13 protein-coding genes are annotated in these 22,151 nt (G+C 43.0%); 11 read left to right on the top strand and 2 right to left on the bottom strand.

All coding sequences use genetic code 11. The annotated features are described in order from the left end of the window. Nucleotides 1-1,160: 1,160 nt before the first annotated feature. A complete protein-coding gene (locus OKW21_RS14815) occupies nt 1,161-3,263 on the top strand; it encodes a thioredoxin domain-containing protein (protein ID WP_277480419.1) in 2,103 nt (700 codons plus the stop codon). Between the two features lie 106 nt (nt 3,264-3,369). Continuing rightward, nucleotides 3,370-4,647 (top strand): L-fucose:H+ symporter permease, encoded by a 1,278-nt coding sequence (gene fucP / locus OKW21_RS14810; RefSeq protein WP_277480418.1) that lies wholly within the window; start codon nt 3,370-3,372, stop codon nt 4,645-4,647. 13 nt (nt 4,648-4,660) lie between these two features. Here fucP and OKW21_RS14805 read toward each other — a convergent pair whose 3' ends face one another. Then, nucleotides 4,661-5,674 carry a LacI family DNA-binding transcriptional regulator gene (locus OKW21_RS14805; RefSeq protein WP_277480417.1) on the bottom strand — a complete coding sequence of 338 codons (1,014 nt, stop codon included), beginning with the start codon at nt 5,672-5,674 and terminating at the stop codon, nt 4,661-4,663. A 405-nt stretch (nt 5,675-6,079) separates the two neighbouring features. On the opposite strand from OKW21_RS14805, the gene OKW21_RS14800 reads away from it, so the two are divergent. The 3 genes from OKW21_RS14800 to OKW21_RS14790 all read left to right on the top strand — a co-directional run bounded on the left by OKW21_RS14800 (nt 6,080) and on the right by OKW21_RS14790 (nt 14,188). After that, a complete protein-coding gene (locus OKW21_RS14800) occupies nt 6,080-9,160 on the top strand; it encodes a SusC/RagA family TonB-linked outer membrane protein (RefSeq protein ID WP_277480414.1) in 3,081 nt (1,026 codons plus the stop codon). Between the two features lie 12 nt (nt 9,161-9,172). After that, nucleotides 9,173-10,735, top strand: coding sequence for a RagB/SusD family nutrient uptake outer membrane protein (locus tag OKW21_RS14795; RefSeq protein WP_277480412.1), 1,563 nt, complete (start codon nt 9,173-9,175; stop codon nt 10,733-10,735). A 63-nt stretch (nt 10,736-10,798) separates the two neighbouring features. Further along, nucleotides 10,799-14,188, top strand: coding sequence for a VCBS repeat-containing protein (locus OKW21_RS14790; RefSeq protein WP_277480411.1), 3,390 nt, complete (start codon nt 10,799-10,801; stop codon nt 14,186-14,188). Nucleotides 14,189-14,726: 538 nt separating this feature from the next. Here the strand turns inward: OKW21_RS14790 and OKW21_RS14785 are convergent. Next, nucleotides 14,727-15,563 carry a glycerophosphodiester phosphodiesterase gene (locus tag OKW21_RS14785; protein ID WP_277480410.1) on the bottom strand — a complete coding sequence of 279 codons (837 nt, stop codon included), beginning with the start codon at nt 15,561-15,563 and terminating at the stop codon, nt 14,727-14,729. Between the two features lie 258 nt (nt 15,564-15,821). Here OKW21_RS14785 and OKW21_RS14780 point away from each other — a divergent pair, with 258 nt between their 5' ends. From OKW21_RS14780 to OKW21_RS14755, 6 genes are all read left to right on the top strand, one after another. After that, nucleotides 15,822-15,947 (top strand): hypothetical protein, encoded by a 126-nt coding sequence (locus tag OKW21_RS14780; protein ID WP_277480409.1) that lies wholly within the window; start codon nt 15,822-15,824, stop codon nt 15,945-15,947. A 233-nt stretch (nt 15,948-16,180) separates the two neighbouring features. After that, a complete protein-coding gene (locus tag OKW21_RS14775; RefSeq protein WP_277480407.1) occupies nt 16,181-17,260 on the top strand; it encodes a DUF4856 domain-containing protein in 1,080 nt (359 codons plus the stop codon). A 3-nt stretch (nt 17,261-17,263) separates the two neighbouring features. Next, complete coding sequence (locus OKW21_RS14770; protein WP_277480406.1) at nt 17,264-18,370, top strand: imelysin family protein; 1,107 nt, start codon at nt 17,264-17,266, stop codon at nt 18,368-18,370. Beyond that, nucleotides 18,357-19,700 (top strand): HTTM domain-containing protein, encoded by a 1,344-nt coding sequence (locus OKW21_RS14765; protein WP_277480405.1) that lies wholly within the window; start codon nt 18,357-18,359, stop codon nt 19,698-19,700. Before OKW21_RS14770 ends, OKW21_RS14765 begins: the two co-directional genes overlap by 14 nt. Further along, the gene (locus OKW21_RS14760) at nt 19,697-20,446 is read left to right on the top strand and encodes a carboxypeptidase-like regulatory domain-containing protein (protein ID WP_277480404.1); all 750 of its coding nucleotides are present in this window, start codon (nt 19,697-19,699) and stop codon (nt 20,444-20,446) included. The genes OKW21_RS14765 and OKW21_RS14760 overlap by 4 nt, the downstream gene beginning before the upstream one ends. An 82-nt stretch (nt 20,447-20,528) precedes the next feature. After that, nucleotides 20,529-22,142, top strand: a complete 1,614-nt coding sequence (locus tag OKW21_RS14755) for a TonB-dependent receptor family protein (protein WP_277480403.1) — start codon at nt 20,529-20,531, stop codon at nt 22,140-22,142. Nucleotides 22,143-22,151 lie beyond the last annotated feature (9 nt).

Genomic DNA, 22,151 nt, shown 5'->3' with positions numbered 1-22,151 from the left:
TGAAATAGATGAAAGGAATGTACCCATTTTTTTCAATAAACACCATTAGCATTGCTATTGGCCGGTTTACTTTGGGCAGGTTTTTACGACAACTCAATGCTCAATACTTTTTCTATCCTGAACAAACCGTTTTAGGTAACGGGATAGTACTTTTTAACAGAAAATAATTATTCTCATAACTCAATAAGGTCAAAAAAGCATGAATAGGACAACAATGAAAATTCATTTGCTGGAAGCTTGCAAGTTGTCAGCACTGGGAGCTAGGAGGATTTCTCCGGGAATCGCCTGCGCAATGCGATAAGTGGCATTTCGGAAAACTCTTCAACCGGAAAATGTGGAAAAGATGAAGAGCGCTGGAGGCAAATCAGTAACAAAGCATTACCTCCTACTGCCAGAAAATAGCAAGAAGTGACTGTTTACCTGCTGCGCAAAGCTTTGACTGGAATGTGATGGCAGACTGCTTTATGTTAGAAAAACAATAACAACTCATCAATACACCTAGAACTACTCAAACGCCAATGCCAACCTACACCACAAACAAACTGGGCCAAATTACTACTGAGCCTGGGCTTTGTTCTTTGTTTATTCTCTTGTCATGCCCAGGAGAAAGCCAACTCAGAACAATCATTTGCTAAACCCAATATTATTTTCATTATGCCTGACGATCATACCACCCAGGCAATTGGCGTGTATGGCAGCCGTCTGGCTTCACTTAACCCCACCGCAGTGCTGGACGAGTTAGGAAAGTAGGGGATGATATCTGATCAGGAGTTTTGCAATAATTCTATCTGTACACTCAGCTGCGCCAGCGTCATGACCGCCCAGTATCTGTAAACCAATGGCGTACTGGATCTGGATGGTAGCCTGCCCGTAGAAAGACAGTAATTACTCACTGAGATGAAAAAGCGGGGCTACCAAATGGCTATCATCGGTAAATGGCAGCTTATGGAAAGAAGCTATGAGCTTGACCAGCATGAAGTTTTCTTAGCAGAAAACTGACAAGTAAAAGTTTAAATTCTCATTGAGCGTACTAGTGAATCAGACACAGCAGTATGACTGTGTCTGTTTTCTTTATATTGCAAATCAGCTTTTTTATACAAGTTTGGCTGCTCAACTTGTATCTCCAATTGCTGTCAAATATTAATGAGTTCAGATTTGCTATGGAAACCAGAAAAAACATTCTTCCGCTACTCTTTATCCTCTTCTTCGCCTCTTGTCAACAACCCGACAGCGAGCACCAAGGTGCAGAACTTAACCGCCTGGCAGAAGCCAGCAGCCCATACCTCCAGCAGCATGCAGACAATCCGGTCAACTGGTATGAGTGGGGAGAAGAAGCACTTAGCAAAGCTAAAGCCGAGGATAAGCCTTTGATTATCAGTATCGGCTATGCCGCCTGCCACTGGTGCCACGTGATGGAACATGAGTCATTTGAAGATACGGCAGTAGCCCGTATCATGAACGAGAATTTTATCGCCATTAAGATAGACCGGGAGGAGCGCCCTGATATTGACCAGGTTTATATGAATGCCGCTGAATTGCTGAATGGGAGGGGAGGCTGGCCGCTCAATGCCTTTGCCTTACCCGACGGAAAGCCTTTTTATGCAGGCACATACTTTCCCAAAGAGCGGTGGACCACATTATTAGAACAGGTAAGCAAACTTTATAAAAACCAAAAGGGGCAGGTAGTACAACAGGCAGAAGACCTTACGCAAGGCATACAAAATTACGGCTTATTAAGCTTGCAGGATAGCTTGGCTGAGCTTACTCCACAGAAATACAATGAACTTTTCACGGCATGGGAACCCAATATTGATTTTGAAAAAGGAGGATATGGTCCTGCCCCAAAATTTCCTCTACCTGCTGCCTGGGAATTTCTTTTGCAGTATCATTATCTGACTGGTAATGAAAAAGCCCTGACTGCCGTAACAACTACCCTGGATGCCATGCAGCGAGGAGGCATTTACGATCATCTTGGGGGAGGCTTTGCCAGATACAGCACAGAAACTGATTGGTTGGTGCCTCACTTTGAAAAAATGCTGTATGATAATGCGCAGCTACTTAGTCTCTATGCCCATGCCTACCAGTTAACCCAAAAAGAGGCTTACGCTGAGGTGATTCAGCAAACCCTAAACTTTATAGAACGTGAACTCAGCAACGGAGAAGGGGCGTATTATTCTTCTATCAACTCGGATAGTGAAGGGGAAGAAGGTAAATATTATACCTGGACTTCTGAGCAGTGGGAATCAGTTCTGGAAGATGAGTCAGCAAAATTGCTGAAAAAATATTATAACCTAAACGAAGAAGGGAACTGGGAAAAGCAGCAAAATATTCTGCACACTACAAGCGATATAGAGAGTTTTGCTAAGGATCAGCATTTAAGTATAAAAGAGTTTAATAACATTCTTTCTGAAGGTCAGCAGAAGCTTTTTGAAGCACGAGAAGAACGTATTCGCCCCAGTACCGACGATAAAGTATTGTGTTCGTGGAACGCACTCATGCTCAAAGCTTTGGTGGATGTTTATCATGCCTTGGGAGATGAAAATTATCTGGAGCAGGCATTAGATCTGGCTTATTTTTTAGAAAAAAATATGATGGGTAATGATGGTAAGCTGTGGAGAAATTACAAAGATGGAAAAGCAAGCATCCATGCTTTTCTGGATGATTACGCCCTTCTGGCAGATGCTTTTCTCGTACTCTATCAGGCTACATTTGACAAGCACTGGCTGGACCAGGCACGTCTGCTCACTGAGTATGCTATCTCCAATTTTAAAGATGAAAAAGGGCCAATGTTTTACTATGCCAGTGCCCAATCACAAGACCTGATAGCCCGCAAAATGGAAGTCAGTGATCATGTAATTCCTGCTTCTAACTCTGTGATGGCGCATGTACTTTACCGTCTGGGCCTTTTGTATGACCATGCTCCTTTTCTGGAACAGAGTAAACAGATGCTGGAGCAGGTTCAGCCAGAGATAACTGAAGGAGGAGCATATTATGCCAATTGGGCACGCCTCTTAGGACTTCAGGTGTACGAGCCTTATGAGATAGCTGTTGTGGGCGAAGAGTTTAGGGAGAAATCTCGGAGCTTACAACAAAAGTACCTGCCCACAGCCCTCTTTATGGGTGGTATAGTGGAAAACTTGCCTTTGCTTAAGAATAAACTAGTGGACGGTCAGACAACCATTTATGTGTGCCAGAATAAGGTGTGTAAACTGCCGGTGACAGATACAGAAAAGGCTTTGACCCAGCTTCAAATTTCCGAATAACCTTTTGAGCGTTGTAAGACAGGGGTGGCGCAAAGCTTTGACTAGATACTTTTTCACTTTTCCAGTACTATTGTAGATACCGAGAGAATAAGCTTATACCATAGCTATGAACAACAACCAAAAAACGCCTTTATTGCCCTTTATTCTGATCACTAGCCTCTTTTTGATGTGGGGATTAGCCAATAACATGACCGATACGCTATTGGCTGCCTTTAAAAAGATCATGAGCATGTCTGACTTCCAGACCTCCTGGATACAGCTGGCTTTCTATGGTTCTTATTTCTGCTTGGCACTACCTGCTGCCCTGTACATCAAACGCTTTACCTATAAGTCAGGAGTTTTACTGGGCTTAGGGATGTTCATTGTCGGATCAATGTTATTTTATCCTGCATCTCAAACTATGGTTTACGGTCACTTTCTGGCCGCACTCTTTGTACTGGCAGGTGGCTTATCTATTTTAGAGACAGCGGCCAACCCCTATATCATCGCTATGGGACCAGAGAAAAGCGGTACACGCCGACTAAATCTTGCTCAGGCTTTCAATCCTATAGGCTCAATAGTAGGGGTCTTGCTCAGCAAAGTTTTCATCCTCTCACAGCTTAATGAGGCCAGCGCGGAAAGCCGGGCACTCATGAGTGCTGAAGAACTTAAAGATATTCAAGCTTCAGAGTTGTCTGCTGTCATGGGGCCTTATGTTGGGGTAGCATTTATTCTTTTACTGCTCTGGATAATTATAGCCATCACTAAAATGCCCAAAGCTTCTGATGAAGGGCATAATCTGCAACTGGCAGCTACTTTCGCTAGACTGTTTAAGCGTAGCAATTATGTTTGGGGAGTAGCTGCGCAGTTCTTTTATGTCGGCGCGCAAATTGGTGTCTGGTCTTACACTATACGTTATGTGATGCTAGAGCTTGATGTAAACGAAGAGCTTGCGGCGGATTATTATCTGGCAGCCCTGGTACTTTTTATGGTTTCCCGTTTCATTTTCACCGCATTGATGAAATATATCAGTCCCGGTAATCTGCTTTCCATACTGGCGTTCTTAGCTTCTGCCTTGTCACTGGTAGTTATGACAGTAGGTGGAATAGTGGGAGTCTATGCGCTGGTCGCTATTTCAGCTTGTATGTCGCTGATGTTTCCTACTATTTACGGACTTGCAGTAAGAGGCCTGGGCAACGATACCAAAATTGGAGGTTCCGGTCTGATCATGGCTATTTTAGGAGGTGCGGTACTCACTGCTGTGCAGGGACAGCTTTCTGACCTGAGCGGAAGCATCAGGCTGGCGTATATCGTACCGCTTCTATGCTTTATCATCGTGGCTATTTATGGAAGGGTTTCCGAGAAGAAAAAAGCAGCGGTTGAAGACAAGGCTTTGACACATTAAGCTACACCAACCATCAAACCGGCTTTTTAGTTGATGCTCTCAGTACCAGTTTAGTGGGCAGGTATTCCGTAAAAAAGTCCTGCTCGGCTGAGGAGCCTTTGTCAATTCTATCCATGATAAAAGAAGCTCCTATCCGGCCAATATCAAAGGCAGGCTGCTGTACGGTACTAAGTGCAGGACTTAGATATGTGGCAATAGGTTCATCGGCATAACCGATAACAGAGATGTCCTCTGGGACACTCAATCCTTCTTCTCTAATGACTTTCAATGCATCATAAGCCAGATAATCGCTAAAAGCGAAAATGGCGTCCACTTTCTTTTCCTGTAATAGTGCGCGAAGTTTTTTAGGCAGATCATCATCCGAGGCCAGTACCAGTTCTTCATTCAGCGGAATATTATGCTTTTTCAAAGCTTCAACATAGCCCATATAGCGGTTAAAAGTGGTGGATATACTATCCGGCCCTTTAATATAAATGATTTTTCTACAGTCAGTAGAAATCAGGTGTTCTACTGCCTGCCGTGCCCCTTCAAAATCATCGGTAATGACATAGTTTGTCTCTATATCTTCACAAATTCTGTCAATCAGGACCAGCGGGACGCCTGCATCAATAATATCTTTATAGTGCTCAAAGCTCTGGCTGTTATTTGCCACGGTAGCCACCATACCATCAACACGGGCATCAAGCAGCGTCTGGCAGGATTTCTTTTCTTTTTCGTACAGATTGTCAGACGTACAAATGATCAGATGATACCCCCTTTCGTAGGTAACGCTTTCTATTCCGTTGAGCACTTTGTTGAAAAAGTGATGGGTAAACTCAGGTATCACCAGACCTATATTATAGGTTTTATTGTACAGCAGGCTTTTGGCAAAAGGATTAGGGCGATAACCTAGTTCAGCGGCAAGGTCAATAATCTTCTTTCGGGTTTTCTCACTTATCTTATGCCCCCCGTTCAAAGCTCTGGATACTGTAGAAGGTGTAACATTCAGGGCCCTGGCTATATCAGTAATGCTTACTCTCTTCTTCATATCCGTAAGTTGTGGTATACATGTTTATTTTCAAATTTACATAATCGCTGGTAAAGCGCCTGTAAGAATTAAAAAAACAGAAACATAAAGCTTTAGCTGTATAAACGGTTGAAAATTATAAAAATCACAAACTTTGGATCATGTTTTAGATCATTATACGAGAAATTGAATGATGCCGCTGGCACATAATTTAAGTCAGGATCTGTATTTTTTTGCACTTACCATTATTTTCCAGTACTGAAAACCTCTTTTTCTGTGCTCTGAAGGATGTTTTCAAGATAATAAACATATGTGATACTCTACAAAACATATGTAGCCGGTCATACCCTCAGTATTCCTCATTTTTACATTGTTAAGGCGGTCAGTGATTTGATCTCCACACCATAACTATTCAACTCTATTACTATGAAAAGACTGATACAGCAAGCTTGCCGAGATCAGGGTTTACCCTACAAACCTATTGTTCTCTTTTTTGGCTTAGTACTCTTTGTGCTCCATGCTGCTTATGCTCAGGAAAGAACCATAAGCGGAAAAGTAACTTCCGTAGAAGATGATGAAGGACTGCCGGGGGTAAACATTCTGGTCAAAGGCACCAGTCAGGGTACCATCTCAGATGTGGAAGGAAACTACACAATCCAGGTGAATCAGGAGAATCCTGTACTGGTATTTTCTTCTATCGGTTATCTTTCTGAAGAAGTAGAAGTGGGCAACCAAAGTGAAATTAATATATCACTGTCCCCCGACATCAAATCTTTGCAGGAAGTGGTAGTGATTGGCTACGGTGAGCAGAAAAAAAGCGATCTTACAGGAGCCGTGGGCTCTGTGTCTTCCGAAGAGATAGATAAGTTCGTGACCTCCAATGCGACCCAGGCCATACAGGGTAGGGTAGCAGGGGTTAGAGTTGAGTCAGCTGGTGGAGCTCCCGGTTCACCAGCATTAGTTACCATCCGGGGTGCCGGTACGCTTTCAGACTCTGGCCCGCTATACGTTATAGATGGTATGCTGACCAACTCCATGAGCTCGCTTAACCCTAACGACATTGAGTCTATCAATGTATTAAAAGATGCCTCAGCAGCTGCAATTTACGGCTCGCGTGCTGCCAATGGAGTAATTATCGTAACTACTAAAAAAGGAACGAACAATGGTAAAGTCGGTATAGACGTAGACCTGAACTATGGTTTACAGGAGGCAGCCAATACCCTAGATTGGGCTAATGCCCGTCAGTACGCTGATATTCGTAATCGTGCGAATGATAATGATGGTACGCCTCGCTCTCCTGCAAATGATGCTCAGTTTGATCCTGGCATAGATAGTGATATACAGGCTGCCACCTTAAGAACAGCTCCCATTTTTAGTGGAAACTTCAGAATTTTTGGAGGTGGAGAAAATACTACCTACAATGTTTCTGCTAACCATCTGGAGCAGGAGGGTATATTAGAGCAGTCATCATTTAGCAGAACTAACGTAAGAGCCAATTCTACATTTACGCTGGGTAGACTTAAAATTGAAGAGACTATTGGCCTAAGCAGAACAGTAGATAATCCTAACCCATACTTTAATCAGGAGAGAGATATTTTACCCACCATTCCTTTACGAGATAAAGATGGTAATTTTACAGCTACCTCACAGGCAGACGGTAGCACCAGCATCTATGGTGTGGGTAACATCACAAATTCGCTGGCGCTGGCTTCTCTGGAAGACCGTACCGTAACCCGAAATAGTGTGTTGGGTAATATTGCGGCATCTTTTGAGATTGTTGAGGGCCTAACTTACAAGCTAAACCTGGGAATAGACGCTTACAGTAATAACAACTATAAGTTTACTCCTCAGTTCCGTTTGAACAATACGCTATTGGGTCGTCAGGATTTTGCGCAGCTCAACGAGACCAATACCAACTTTCTCTCCACACTGATAGAGAATACTTTGAACTATGATCGTACATTCGGACGACATGCACTGAACTTACTGGCAGGATATACCGAGCAGAAAACTAACCTCAGATCTTTGGGGATAGTGGCTACTGGTTTTCCAAGCAACGATATCAGGGTAGCTTCAGCGGCTGAAACCCGCTCACAGGCGCCTTCTCAGGATATCACCACCGGGCTTCTTTCATACTTCGGGAGAATCAACTATGTGTTTGATGATAAGTACCTCTTTACGGCGACCCTCCGCAGAGATGGTTCTTCACTCTTTAAAGAGGATCAACGCTGGGGCGTGTTTCCATCAGTAGCCTTAGGCTGGAACATCAGCAATGAGTCATTTATGGAAAGTATGACTGCCATAGATTTTTTGAAGTTGAGAGCTAGCTACGGAGAGTTAGGGTCTAATAATATTCAGGCATACGCCATTGATCCTGAACTTAACCTCTTCAGCGAATACATCCTTGGAGAAAGTGGCCAGGGGAGAGTACAAGGCACATCCATTACCAAGGGCGTGAACCCTAATCTAAAGTGGGAAACTACCAAAACCACAGATATAGGTATAGAATTAGGGCTGATGGAAAGCAGGTTGCAACTTACCTTAGACTATTTTATTAAAGAGTCAGAGGATATTTTGGTGAGTCTGAGTGTGCCGCGCTATACAGGTTATACCAATAATGTGCCTGCCAACGTAGCTTCTATTACCAACAAAGGATTTGAGTTCTTAGCTAGTTATGTACAAACAATTGGAGAGCTTACCTTTAACGTAAGTGGTAACTTTACCATACTTGATAATGAAGTGACCGTACTAGGTCAGGATCCGATTGAAGGAGGTGGTTTTTCATCTAATGGCCTGAGCGCTACGCTTACCGATATTGGTCAGCCGGTAGGATCTTTCTACGGATATAAAGTGGCAGGCATCTATCAGTCAGACCAGCAGGCTATAGAAGATGGTCGTACCGATGGTGCAGGGGCAGGAGACTTTATCTTTGAAGACACAAATGAAGATGGAAGCATCACAACAGATGATCAGGTCTTTTTAGGAAGCCCGATACCTACGTTGGAATATGGTCTCAATATCAATGCGGAATACAACAATTTTGACCTTACCCTTTTCTTCAATGGTGTGGATGGTAACAAAATCCTGAATGCCAACCGCTACAGAGGATACTTTGACACAGAAGGAAATTATCTGGCTGATGCTCTGAATGCCTGGACACCAGAAAATACAAATACTAACATTCCACAAAATACTTTAATAGATGCAGGCTTCAATCGTCGCATGTCAGACTTTTACCTGGAGAGTGGTGCATATTTCAGGTTGAGAAACGTACAGTTGGGCTATCGTTTACCTACTGAGCTGAGTAGTATTGGTGTTTCCAATCTGAGGTTTTATGTTTCAGCCCAAAATCTCTTCACGTTCACCGACTATACCGGCTATTATCCTGAAGTAGGTAGAGGAAGCCGCGACCGGGGTTCTGACCAGAATATCTTTAATGCAGGGGTAGACGAAAGCGCCTATCCAGTTCCGAAAACTTATCAGATTGGCCTGCAAGTATCTTTTTAACAAAATACAGTCATGAAATTTTCTATATATAAAAAAATCGCAAGCCTGACCTTAACCGCTCTGCTAGCCGCTACTGTCAGCTGCAACGAAGAGCTCTTAGAGCAAACAAATCCTAACGCCCTTACACCAAGTACGTTCTGGCGTAATGCAGAAGATGCTACCAAAGGTATCATAGGAGCCTACAGCCCCTTTACCGATATCTGGTACTATAGCCGCATGCACATCTTTGTATCAGACTACCGGGATGATATCGTTAACGGTTTTGCTACCTCTGACCGTACCAATCCGGGTAGGTTTGCCGGTACATCCGACCAGAATGCCGTACTGTGGGTGTGGAGTGCTATCTGGAAAAGCATTTCCCGTACGAACGAGGTGCTAGCTAATGTGCCGGAGATTGAAATGGACGAGGGGTTAAAAAACAACATACTGGGAGAGGCTTACTTCCTGAGAGCGTATAACTATTTTGAACTGCTCAAAAACTGGTTAAATGTGCCCTTGATTACCGAACCCGTAACATCTATTGAGGAGTCATCTACGGTATCACAAGCTTCTCCGGAGCAGGTTTGGGAGCAGGTAATTGCCGACTTAAAGCAGGCACAGTCGCTACTACCAGAGTCCTGGGATGGTGGCAATCTGGGTAGAGCTACCACAGGTTCAGCTACGGCCCTTTTAGGAAAAGCATATCTGTTTACCGAAGAATATGATCAGGCTAGTATGGAGTTTCAAAAGATAATATCTTCCTCTCAATACAGTCTGGTAGTAGATTATGCTGATAATTTTAGTGCATTTACAGAAAATAACCAGGAGTCGCTTTTTGAGGTGCAATTTATCGCTGACGAAAACCGGGGCTGGGGAGGCGATGCTGCCGGAATAGGACGTACCAACTCATTTACACCAGATATAGCTCCACCTCCAGCATTCACTGGTCAGGATGGTATGCGTATCAACAACTGGGTACTAGACCTGTTTCTGGACGAAAGAACAGTTGATGGTCAGATTGATCCGCGTGCATTTATTACGCTGTTTTGGGATACAGAAGAAATAACGGTTTACGAAGGAGACACACTTGCAGCAACTATTTACGATGGCAAAACTTTTCAGGAAGTATTTCCGGGAGATGAGCGAGTGTTCGGCAAAAAATATCTGGAGATTGATCAGGGCTTCTCTACCGCAAACTTTCAGCAATCTTCTGCCAACTTAAGACTAATTCGCTATGCCGATGTACTGCTTATGTTTGCTGAGGCTGAAATGATGGCGAATGGTGGCAGCGCCACACAAGAAGCTGTAGATGCGGTAAATCAGGTGCGGAGTCGTGTCAACATGCCCCCTCTGGATATGAGTATGAGCATTCAGGACATACGTGATGAAAGGGTGAAAGAACTGGCATTGGAGAGAGTAAGATACTACGACCTGCTGCGTTGGGATATGGTGAAGGAGAAAATTGTGGACACGCCCGGCATCAAATCAGAAAGTGGGGGCACGGGCTTGTACCAGCCGGGGAGGGAGTACCTGGATTTACCTCAAAATGAGTTAAATAATAACTCTAACCTTAAACATAATCCGGGATATAATTAGAAAATTGACATCAGGAGGGCATTTAGCCCTTCTGTTGGTTTAGCTAAAAAATGATGAGCTAGCATGAGATACTGTTTACACCTTTTACTTTGTCTTTCTCTCTGCATTTCGTGTCTAGAGCGGGAGCAGGTGGATAATGCGCCTACTACTTTTGAGGCATTATCTGTTAGCCAGACGTCCATCAACTTTACAAATGAAATTGTAGAGAATGACACGCTCAACTATTTCAGCTTTCCCTACCTGTACATGGGTGGCGGGGTGGCTATAGGCGATGTTAACAACGATGGCTTTGCCGATATATATTTAACAGGCAATATGGTAGAAAACAAGCTTTATCTCAATACCGGTAGCCAAAGTAAGCAGGGGCCTGAGTTTATTGACATCAGTGCCGAGGCTGGGGTAAGTGGTGATGATCGCTGGTATACCGGTGCCAGCATGCTGGATATTAATCATGATGGCTGGCTGGATATATATGTGTGTGTCTCCGGAAAGTACGGCACTACCAAAAACCAGCTTTACATTAACAATGGGCTTAGTGAAGAGGAAGTGGCTCAAGCTAAATACCCTGGCTTTACTGAATCAGCAGAAGCCTACGGACTGGATGATGCAAGCCCTTCAATTCATGCGACTACTTTAGACTACGATGGTGATGGTTTGCTGGATATTTTCGTAGCCAACTATCCGCTGGTGCAGGTGAGCCAGGGAAACCTCTACTATAAAGAGCTGATGGACAGAAACGACTGGAAAGACTCTGGTCATCTCTATAAAAATCTGGGTAATAGTAAGTTTAAAGATGTGAGCGCTAAGGCAGGCGTTCAAAATTACGGGCTTACGCTGGGCATAATAGCAGCGGACCTTAACAATGATGGATGGCAGGATTTGTACCTCTCCAATGACTTCAATGTGCCCGACTATCTCTATCTCAATCAGCAAAACGGGACTTTCAAAGAAGTACTGCGGGAGGCTAGCAATCAGACCTCTATGTTTGGCATGGGTGCTGATGCCGCTGATTTTAACAATGATGGTTTGCTGGATATTTTACAGGTAGACATGACGCCGGAAGATTACAAACGAGCTAAAACCAATATGGCAAGTATGAGCCCGGAATCTTTCTATCAGGCAGTAGAATTGGGCATGCACTACCAATACATGCAGAACAGCCTGCAGCTAAATAATGGAGTTTTTGCAGACAACACCCCATTCTTCAGTAACATAGCTCGTAAGACAGGGGTGGCTGCAACGGACTGGAGTTGGGGGGCGCTATTTGCAGACCTGGATAATGATGGCTGGAAAGACATCATCATTACCAATGGGATGAAGCGCGACGTAAATGACAATGATGCGAACCTACAGATAGAAGATGGTAGCTTTTTTGGAGATAAGCTCAATCTGGATTATCATTTGTTACCCAGCCATCCTATTGAAAACTATGCTTTCAGGAATCAGCATGGAGAGAAGAATGAGTTTGCTTTTGCTAATGTAGGAGAAAGTTGGAAGCTCAACCATCAGGGGTTTTCCAATGGTATCGCCTATGCTGATCTGGATAATGATGGTGATCTGGACGTGGTGGTTAACAATCTGAATGAACCATCTTCCGTATTTCTCAATCAAACCAATGCCAGCCAGAACTATATTCGCTTTCATTTGAATGGTTCAGTGACTAACCCTCTCGGCATAGGCAGTCGAATCAAAGTAAATTATCAAGGGCAAGAACAAACTCAGGAGCTTACCCTTTCCAGAGGTTTTCAGTCTAGCGTAGAGCCAGTTTTACACTTTGGCCTGGGTCAGGTAGAACAGCTAGATAGGGTAGAAATAATTTGGCCGGATGGTAAGACACAACTATTGGAGAACGTACAAGCCAATCAGTTACTAAGGCTCAATTATGATGTAGCCGATCATGCGCAGAAAAGCAAAAAAACTAATCAACCATCTCATTTCGTAGATATTAGCGAGGCGTCAGACCTGAACTTCATTCACCGGGAAGATGAGTATGATGACTTTGCAATTGAGCCATTGCTCCCTCATAAAAACTCACAGCAAGGGCCCGGACTGGCCGTTGGGGATGTGAATAATGATGGGCTGGAAGATTTTTTTATAGGAAATGCTTCAGGTCAATCTGCTGCCATGTACCTGCAAACTTCAAGTGCCAGGTTTGAAGAAATGCCAGGACCCTGGCAAAATGACAAGGACCAGGAAGATACTGGTGCTTTGCTATTTGACGCCGATCAGGACGGAGATATAGACCTCTGCGTGGTAAGTGGGGGTAATGATGTCAATAAAGCTGATGCATATTATCAAGATCGCTTGTATATCAATACCACTGAGGGCTTTGTAAAGCACATGGAGGCACTACCTCAGTTTGGCATTAGTGGTAAAGTAGTAGAAGTAGCAGACTATGATCAGGATGGAGATTTAGATCTTTTTATAGGGGGGCGGCTTGTTCCCGGAAAGTACCCTTACCCGGCTAGCAGTAAGATTTTACGAAATGAAGGTGGACGTGATCATAAGCTCCGTTTTGTAGATGTGACTGAAGAAGTAGCTCCTTTTCTTAAAGATTTTGGCCTGGTAAGCACTGCCCTTTGGGATGATTTTAACGGGGATCAGCAGCCTGATCTGATAGTCGCCGGGGAATGGATGCCCGTACGCTTCTTACAAAATGATAAAGGCCACTTTACAGATGTGAGTCAGCATCTTGGCCTGGAAAATACGCGAGGCTGGTGGTTTACTATAGAAAAAGCTGATCTGGATCAGGATGGGCAGATGGACTATCTGCTGGGGAATCTTGGCCTGAACTACAAGTATAAAACTAAGCCAGATGCTCCTTTTACTGTTTATGCCCATGACTTTGATGAAAATGGCAGCACTGATATTGTCCTGAGCTATGAAAAAGACAATAAAAAGGTGCCACTCAGGGGGAGAGAGTGTTCTTCTCAGCAGGTACCAGCCATCAGTAAAAGGTTCACTACCTACGAAGACTTTGCTAATGCCAGCCTGGAAGAAATCTACGGAGCACGTATGCTGGATCAGGCACTTACCTATGAAGTTGACAGGTTTGACCACATCTGGCTGAGAAAAGAAACCGATGGAACTTACTCCCAACACCCATTACCAGCACATTTTCAGTTATCTTCCATCAACGATTTTGAAGCTATTCCCTTTGAAGAGGATACGTTCCCGGAGTTTATAACTGCTGGAAATCTCTATCCTTCAGAAGTAGAAACGCCCAGAAATGATGCGGGCATAGGCTTGGTACTCAAAAGTTGTGAAGATGGTATGGAAGCAATTTCTCCGGCGAAGAGTGGGTTGTTTGTCAGAGGAGAAGTGAAACAAATAAAGTTTATCACTTTGGCTAATGGAAAAAAGGCGCTACTCTTTGCAATTAATAATGGAAATCTCCGGCTTATAGAATACCTCCCTCAATCAGAGAAAATTTTAGCTGATATTAGACATTAAATACATATAGCGTTGAGCTTATTTTGATATATGTTTAGTTCCCGAGTTGGAGGGTAAGCTTGAGTAAAAGTGTTAAGATGAAAAAATATTTTATTGATAAAGTCAAACCCTGTGACTCGATACATTACTTTTTAAAGGGTAACAAATACAGCGTACTTTTGAATTTTGGAAATGATATTTATTATTCAATAACCGTTATCCTTTCTGTTAACTATCATCAAATTATGGATGATAAAAACCCTTAGTTGGGAAAAACCCGGCAAGGAAATATAAAAAACACAAACCCTAATATTAGGCATAGCCACCATGCTATGGCCGATGGACTCGCCAGCGACTATGCTGTTCGTTGCTTTTGATCTGCTTATCTCATCGCAGTAGCAGCAAAAAATGGTTGTGGAATCATGGAAAACTTTAACAGGTTATCGTGCCATGAAGGTCCACAATTTCACAGCTTAACAATAGCATTTTTCTGAGTTTAAATCAATAGACCTGACTGTAGATGATGACTTAAACCTCGTTTATTTCTGTTAATCGTGCTTCACTCATGGGAGAAGAGAGGCTCTACTGACCTAAGCCCAAATTCATTTGCATGCTGCATGTACTCCACGATATTATTGACCAATGGAAAATCTACTCCCATCTGTAAGAGTTTGTTTACTTCTTCTATGGTGTCCGCTTTATAATAATTGATACTGACACCATGAGATTTTAACTTTTCAATATGCTGAGCGGTGATCGCAGGACCAGTTTTAGGAAATTGCAGAAAGTCAGCATTATGCCGGATAGTTTGATCTACATATTTTTCAGTGGTATTTCTACGATCCATATTGCACCAGCGCATCTCAGGATACACTTCTTTCACTGCCGAGGCTGCCGATTCACTGCAGGCCAGAAAAGACTGATGCATGCGGTTTTTTTCCTTTATCGTTTTAGCGATCATTAAGGGGAGTTTTCCTTCTGCTTTAATATGGATATTGAGCCAGATATTATAAGGCAAAATAGAGAGGGTTTCTTCAAGTGTTGGAATTCGTACTCCGCTAAATTCGGGCGCTTTCCAACTGCCCGCGTCCAGCTTCTTGATTTCTTCCAGGCTTAAGTTTGCTACTTTGCCACTACCGTCAGTAGTACGGTCTACCGTTGCGTCGTGTATCACTACCATTTGTCCATCACTCGTAAGCCAAACATCAAATTCTATCATGTGGGCACCGGCATCAATGGCAGCCTGAAAGGCCGGAAGGGTATTTTCTGGATGCGTATCCATAGCGCCCCTGTGAGCACATAATCCCTTGGTAGGTAATTGCGCATAAGATACTGTTGGGGTACTAAGTGTAAAAAGCAGCAGGAAGACTAGCTTAAAATACAGAGGATTGATCATATTTAGTCAAGTAAGTTTGAAGTATATGATGGTTTTCCAGTTACGGAAATTTAAATTTTTTAGCTGTAAGTTAAATTCAGTAGATATGTGTAAAGGTATCATTTTCCATTATTAACTCTTAAAATATCTATTTCCATCCGTATTGTGATGAGCAGGAGCTGTTCAAAGTTTATTACTACTGCTTTCCAGCGATTATATGAAGTTAATATTCATTTGTAGCATAATTGCTTTGCCTGTTTCTTATTAGGGCCTAAGCCAATGGTTAACAAACTTTCTGCTACGTATATCTTTGGCCTGGTGGTTGATCCTGATACCGGTAGCAATAGTTGTGCTTATCGTCCTCATTACAGCGAGTTTTCAAACTGTCAAAGCATCATTGGCTAACCCATCAAAATTATTAAGGTGTGAGTAGAAAGATAATGTAAATGGGGCGAAAAGGACTTTTTTAAATCAGGATAAGACACATCAACCTAAGTTATTTAAAAGTCCTTTTGCATATAGTTTTCGTGCTTTTTTAAGCGTGGGTTTGGAATCATCAGACTAAGGGTTAATTTTGCCTTCGTTTAGAACTAGTCTAAATAAACACTTAACTTTTAGAGCAAACAACTTGATTTGAGATGAAAAACGCACTGAAATACTGGTTCATAATAGCTGGCTTATGTTTAATGGCATCCTGTGAAGATGATGGAGAAGATGTTTCTTACAGTCTACCTGAAACCTACAACTTTGAAAATGTAAACTATAGTGGACAGACTACTCGTCTTGATATGATGGCCGAGATGACTACCTATATGAAGACCGGTAACGAAGGCGCCGTTCTGGATGCACAAAAACTCAAAAATATGTATGCGAATCTCAATAACCCATTTGAGAATTCTGGGCTAAATACTGCTTCAAAAGATTTGAAAAGTAAAACTTTTGAGCTTGACCGGTCCATGTTTGAAGGCTTTATGGAAGCTCTGGCTGAAGCCAGCACAGCTACACAGGAAGGGAGTAATGGCGTAGCAGGAGTAGTTAGCTCCAATGACGGCAGTAAAAAATACCTGATGGATGAAAATGGTGTAGAATATACCCAGGTGATAGAAAAAGGACTGATGGGGGCAGTTTTTTACTACCAGGCTACTGCTGTGTATTTCAGTGAAGAAAAAATTGGGCCAGCAGTTGACAATACCGAAATTACCGAAGGTGAAGGCACTGCCATGCAGCACCATTGGGACGAGGCATTTGGCTATCTGGGGGTTCCTCAGGATTTCCCTTCCAATACCGAAGATGCCCGGTTCTGGGGTAAGTATGGTAACGACAGAAATGATCTGCTGGAGACCAATACCATCATGAATGACTTTATCAAAGGCCGTGCTGCCATTGTCAACGGGGATATGGATACCAAGTACGAAATGGTCAACAGCATCCGCAATAAATGGGAAATGATCTCAGCAGGAACAGCTATCCATTATATCAATAGTGCGCTCAATAATTTTGCAGATGATGCTTTAAGAAATCATGCCCTTTCCGAGGCCTGGGCTTTTGTGCAAAGCCTTAAATACAATCCCGACAGACGAATCAGCCTGGATCAAATTGAAGAAATACAGCAGCTATTGGGTAATAACTTTTATGAGGTTAGCACTGCTGATTTGAATGGTGCCAAAGACCTTCTAGCGGAGCTCTATGAAATGGAAAGTATCCAAAACGATCTGTAGACGATGCAAACTCATAAAATTTACTTTGTACTCCTTTTAACTTTTTTCAGTGCCTGTGATGATACTGACCCGGTAGGTGATAAGGTGAATTTCGACCGGGAAGCCATGTTGGTCAATATGGCTGATGGTCTAATTATTCCTGCCTATGCTGAATTTACTGTCAAAGTAAACCAGATGGATGAAGCAATCATTGGGTTTTCAGACAGTCCCTCCGCAGGCACGCTTGAGAATGTCCAATCTGCCCTGTTAGATGCCTGGAAAGTTTGGCAGTACGTAGCTTACTTTGAATTTGGTCCGGCAATGGAGGTTAATCTGCGTAATCAGGTGAACATCTTTCCTACTGATACGGAAAAAATCACTGCCAATATTCAGCAAGGAGATTATGATTTGGATGCCGCCAGCAATGCTGCCGCCAAAGGTTTTCCTGCGCTGGATTATCTGCTATTTGGTGTAGGAGAAACACAAGGTGAGATCTTAACTTATTATGCGGATGCCAACTTGGCAGCTGCCCGTAAAGCTTATCTTCAGAACTTATCTACTCAAATCAAGGAGTTGAGCACTACTGTTAACCAGAGATGGCAGGAGTACAGAGCTGAGTTTGTGAGCAATCTGGGTACTGAGGTAGGAAGTTCTACCGGATTACTGGTCAATGAACTTAATTACGAATATGACATCATCATTAAAAACGGAAAAGTAGGTATTCCGGCAGGTAAGAAATCTTTGGGTGTAACACGTCCTGAGAATGTAGAAGCTCTTTATAGCGGAAAATCTTTAGCTTTTATAGAAGCAGGTCTACAGGCTTTTCATGAGATTTTTACAGGAACCACCTATCAAAACAAGCAGAATCAGTCTGGGATGGAGGATTATCTTGACGCATTAGATGCTACCTACCAAGGAGCCCCCCTCTCTGATGCCATCATCAATCAGTTGAATGATGGTATAGGCGCTACTAGTGAGGTGAGCTTACCTTTAGCAGAAGCAGTAAATGAGGAGAAAGAGGCAGTAGACCAGGCTTATCTGGAAATTCAGCGTTTGGTAGCCCTGATTAAAGTGGATATGACTTCCGCCCTTGGCGTACTGATCACTTTCCAGGATAATGATGGTGACTAATTTTATTAAAGAATATTTACACAAAGAAAAGCATATTGCTCCTCTGATCACCTTTAGAGTAATCTTTGGAGCAGTCATGCTTTATTCTATTATCCGTTTTTCCGTCAACGGATGGATTTATACACAATACATTCAACCTAGCTTTTTTTTTAGTTTTGTAGACTGGATAAAGCCTCTAAGTGCCGATGGCATGTACTTGCTTTTTATGGTGATGGGTCTTTCTGCCTTAGGAATTTTGCTGGGTGCATTTTATCGTATCAGTTCTATCATTTTCTTTCTAAGCTTTACCTATGTAGAGTTGCTTGATAAAACCAACTACCTCAACCATTACTATTTTATCAGTATTGTTGGATTTCTGCTGATCTTCCTTCCCGCTCATCGGGCGATATCAATTGATGCCTGTAGAAATCCACATATCAAGTGCCTGAAAGTTCCTGCCTGGACTATTGATATTATTTGTCTGCAATTAGGGCTGGTTTATTTCTACGCCGGTATTGCCAAACTCAACCATGACTGGCTAATTAGAGCTATGCCCCTGAAAATTTGGCTCCCTTCTAAGTCTCATCTACCGCTGATCGGTTGGCTGTTTGACTACCGATGGGTAGCTTTTGCCTTTAGCTGGTTCGGAGCCATATACGATTTAAGCATTGCTTTTTTGCTGAGTTGGAAGCGTAGCAGGCTTTGGGCTTATGCCACTGTCATTGCCTTTCATGTGCTGACAGCCGTACTTTTCCAGATTGGAATGTTTCCTTTCATCATGATTGGCTGTACTTTAATCTTCTTTTCAGAGCGCTTTCATATTAGCCTTTGGAAAAAAGTAAGGCAGCTACTGCTTTTGCCGGCTTTTACAAGCACTGAGCAGCCGAAAAAATCTGTAAGGCCTTCCTGGTTCTTGAGCGTATTAATATTTCATTTTGTAATGCAAATACTACTGCCCTGGCGATTCATGCTGTACCCCGGAAATCTTTTCTGGACAGAACAGGGCTACCGTTTTTCCTGGAGAGTGATGCTGATGGAAAAAGCGGGTTATGTGACTTTTAAGGTAAAAGAAAGAGGGAAGGAAGGTAGTATGGAAATATCCCCCTCCGAATTTCTTACCCCTGTTCAGGAAAAAATGATGAGCACACAACCGGACATGATCCTTCAGTTTGCACATTATCTTTCAGAAAAGATGCAAGAGAGGGGGGTAGAACAAGCCGAAGTCTATGCCAAAGCTTATGTAGGCCTGAACGGAAGAAGCAGCAAAAAATTTATTGACGAAAACGTAAATCTGGCTTCTGAGCCCAGAAGCTGGCAGCATAAATGGTGGATTTTACCCCTGAACGAATGAATAAGCTGAGTTATCAACTTGCCCTAATTACTTGTCTGGTCTTTGGTTTGCAATTTGCCCAGGCTCAAAATGCCATTATAAAAGGCGTAGTAACAGAAGCATCCAGTGGCAAGCCTGTGAGTGGTGCGGAAGTCTTTTTGGTCAATACGGCTTACCGGACGTTTACTACAGAATCAGGTCGGTATTCGCTGGAAGTCAAGCCAGGTAACTATACGTTAGCATCTTTTTATCTGGAGTTACAGGGGCCTCAACTTGAAGTTAAGCTAGCTGCGGAAGAAGTTGAGAAAATAAACTTTGAACTTAAGCCACTGGAAATTTACCTGGATGAAGTTGAAACCAGTGGAAAAAGAGAGGAAGCATTTAGTATCAGTCGCCTAAACTCGGTAGAAGGTACGCTGATCTATGAGGCCAAGAAAAATGAAGTTATCAGGCTTGAAAAACTGAATGCTAACCTCGCTACCAATAATGCCCGGCAGGTGTTCGCCAATGTTCCTGGACTCAATGTTTGGGAAAGTGATGCGGCAGGGCTGCAACTGGGCATTGGTGGCCGTGGTCTCAATCCAAATCGGACGTCCAATTTCAATACCCGGCAGAATGGTTATGATATAGCCGCTGATCCCCTGGGTTATCCTGAAAGTTACTACACGCCTCCTATGGAATCCCTGGAAAAGATTGAAGTAGTGAGAGGGGCCGCTTCATTACAATACGGCACCCAGTTTGGTGGGATGATCAACTTCCTTTTTTAAAAGAGCACCAGAAGGTGATCCATTCACCTTTCAAACCCGCAATACTGTAGGGTCTTTTGGCTTATTCTCCTCTTATAATAGCGTGACCGGACATACTGAAAAGGCAGATTACCTGGTGTTTTACCAACGTAAACAAGGTAATGGCTGGCGGGAAAATGAACAGTTTGAAGCCAATACTATTTTCACGGACTTCAACATCAATCTGACAGAGCGTTGGTTTTTGTGTTTTGAATATACCCACATGGACTACCTGGCACAGCAGCCGGGAGGTCTAACAGACTACATGTTTGAGCAGAATCCTCGCCAATCGGTCAGGGAAAGAAACTGGTTTCAGATCAACTGGAATATTCCCGCCATCGTACTGGAATATCAGCTGAATGCCAATACCAAGTTTAACCTAAAAACCTATAGTCTGATAGGTTCAAGGAAAGCTCTGGGCAACTTACAGAGTGTTACAGTAGCAGATCAGCCTGATATGAACCGCAATCTGCTTTGGGATGACTACCAGAACTTTGGCAGTGAATTAAGAGTCCTTCACCGCTATCAACTGGCCAATAAACCTCAAGCACTGGCTTTTGGCCTGCGCTATTTTGAAGGCAATACCCAGAAAAGACAGGGTGAAGGCAACAATAGCGATGAGCCTACTTTTGAATTTCTGCACCCTGAACAGCTGGAGGACTCTGACTTTACTTTTCCTTCCCGTAATATTGCTTTTTTTGCCGAAAACATTTTCAATATTAGCTCTCAATGGAGCATCACTCCCGGACTCAGGGCGGAGTATATAAATACCCAAAGCGAGGGGTATTATCGTCAGATGCTACAAGATTTAGCGGGTAACGTGATTTTTGATACAACCATTTACGAGCAAAGGGCCAGGGCTCGGAGTTTCCTATTAGCCGGGGTAGGGGTAAGCTACAAACCATCTGATGACATAGAGGTGTATGGTAATATTTCACAAAATTACCGTGCCATCAATTTTAATGATTTGAGGGTCAACAATCCCAATCTTAAGGTGGATGAACAGCTAGAGGATGAAAAGGGCTTTAACGCTGATTTGGGAATACGGGGTACTGTCAAACAATTACTCACCTTCGACTGGAGTCTTTTTTACCTGCGTTACAATAACAGAATCGGAGCCATCTGGATGAAAGAGATAGACCCATTCTTCGGTGAGAGGGCTTTCCGCTACCGCACCAATGTATCTGATGCTTATACGCTGGGAATAGAATCTTATACTGAGTTTAAAGCCGGATCCTTAATTTTTGGTGAGGAATCACCTTCAGAACTGTCAGTATTTCTGAATGGAGCTATGATTCAGGGAAGATATATTGCCTCGCAGGAGTCTGCTTTCAGAGATAAAAAAGTGGAGTTAGTACCACCTGTAAATCTCAAAGCAGGAATAACTTATGGGTACAAGAATTTTTCTGGTAGTTTACAGTATACTTTTGTGGAAGAACAATTCTCGGAAGCCACAAATACGAAGAGCGTTGCCAGTGGCGTAGATGGTATTATTCCGGCATATGATGTTGTAGACCTTTCCATTAGGTATAATTATAAATTTGCGCAAATAGAAACTGGCATCAATAACCTAACGGATAATATGTACTTTACCCGTAGAGCTACTGGTTATCCCGGACCTGGGATCATTCCTTCCCCTGGTAGAAATTTTTATATAACCCTTGATATAAAGATATGAGTGAATCGG

The sequence above is a fragment of the Catalinimonas alkaloidigena genome (assembly GCF_029504655.1).
In the GTDB taxonomy this organism is placed as follows: Bacteria; Bacteroidota; Bacteroidia; order Cytophagales; family Cyclobacteriaceae; genus Catalinimonas; species Catalinimonas alkaloidigena.
The sequence above is the reverse complement of the archived record's forward strand: the minus strand, read 5'-3'. Positions and strand labels throughout refer to the sequence as shown.

Coding starts and splice junctions, on each gene's coding strand:
- OKW21_RS14760 (WP_277480404.1), top strand. CDS start 19,697: ATGAATAAGCTGAGTTATCAACTTGCCCTAATTACTTGTCTGGTCTTT.
- OKW21_RS14775 (WP_277480407.1), top strand. CDS start 16,181: ATGAAAAACGCACTGAAATACTGGTTCATAATAGCTGGCTTATGTTTA.
- fucP (WP_277480418.1), top strand. CDS start 3,370: ATGAACAACAACCAAAAAACGCCTTTATTGCCCTTTATTCTGATCACT.
- OKW21_RS14780 (WP_277480409.1), top strand. CDS start 15,822: ATGGTTAACAAACTTTCTGCTACGTATATCTTTGGCCTGGTGGTTGAT.
- OKW21_RS14785 (WP_277480410.1), bottom strand. CDS start 15,563: ATGATCAATCCTCTGTATTTTAAGCTAGTCTTCCTGCTGCTTTTTACA.
- OKW21_RS14800 (WP_277480414.1), top strand. CDS start 6,080: ATGAAAAGACTGATACAGCAAGCTTGCCGAGATCAGGGTTTACCCTAC.
- OKW21_RS14770 (WP_277480406.1), top strand. CDS start 17,264: ATGCAAACTCATAAAATTTACTTTGTACTCCTTTTAACTTTTTTCAGT.
- OKW21_RS14765 (WP_277480405.1), top strand. CDS start 18,357: ATGATGGTGACTAATTTTATTAAAGAATATTTACACAAAGAAAAGCAT.
- OKW21_RS14805 (WP_277480417.1), bottom strand. CDS start 5,674: ATGAAGAAGAGAGTAAGCATTACTGATATAGCCAGGGCCCTGAATGTT.
- OKW21_RS14815 (WP_277480419.1), top strand. CDS start 1,161: ATGGAAACCAGAAAAAACATTCTTCCGCTACTCTTTATCCTCTTCTTC.
- OKW21_RS14795 (WP_277480412.1), top strand. CDS start 9,173: ATGAAATTTTCTATATATAAAAAAATCGCAAGCCTGACCTTAACCGCT.
- OKW21_RS14790 (WP_277480411.1), top strand. CDS start 10,799: ATGAGATACTGTTTACACCTTTTACTTTGTCTTTCTCTCTGCATTTCG.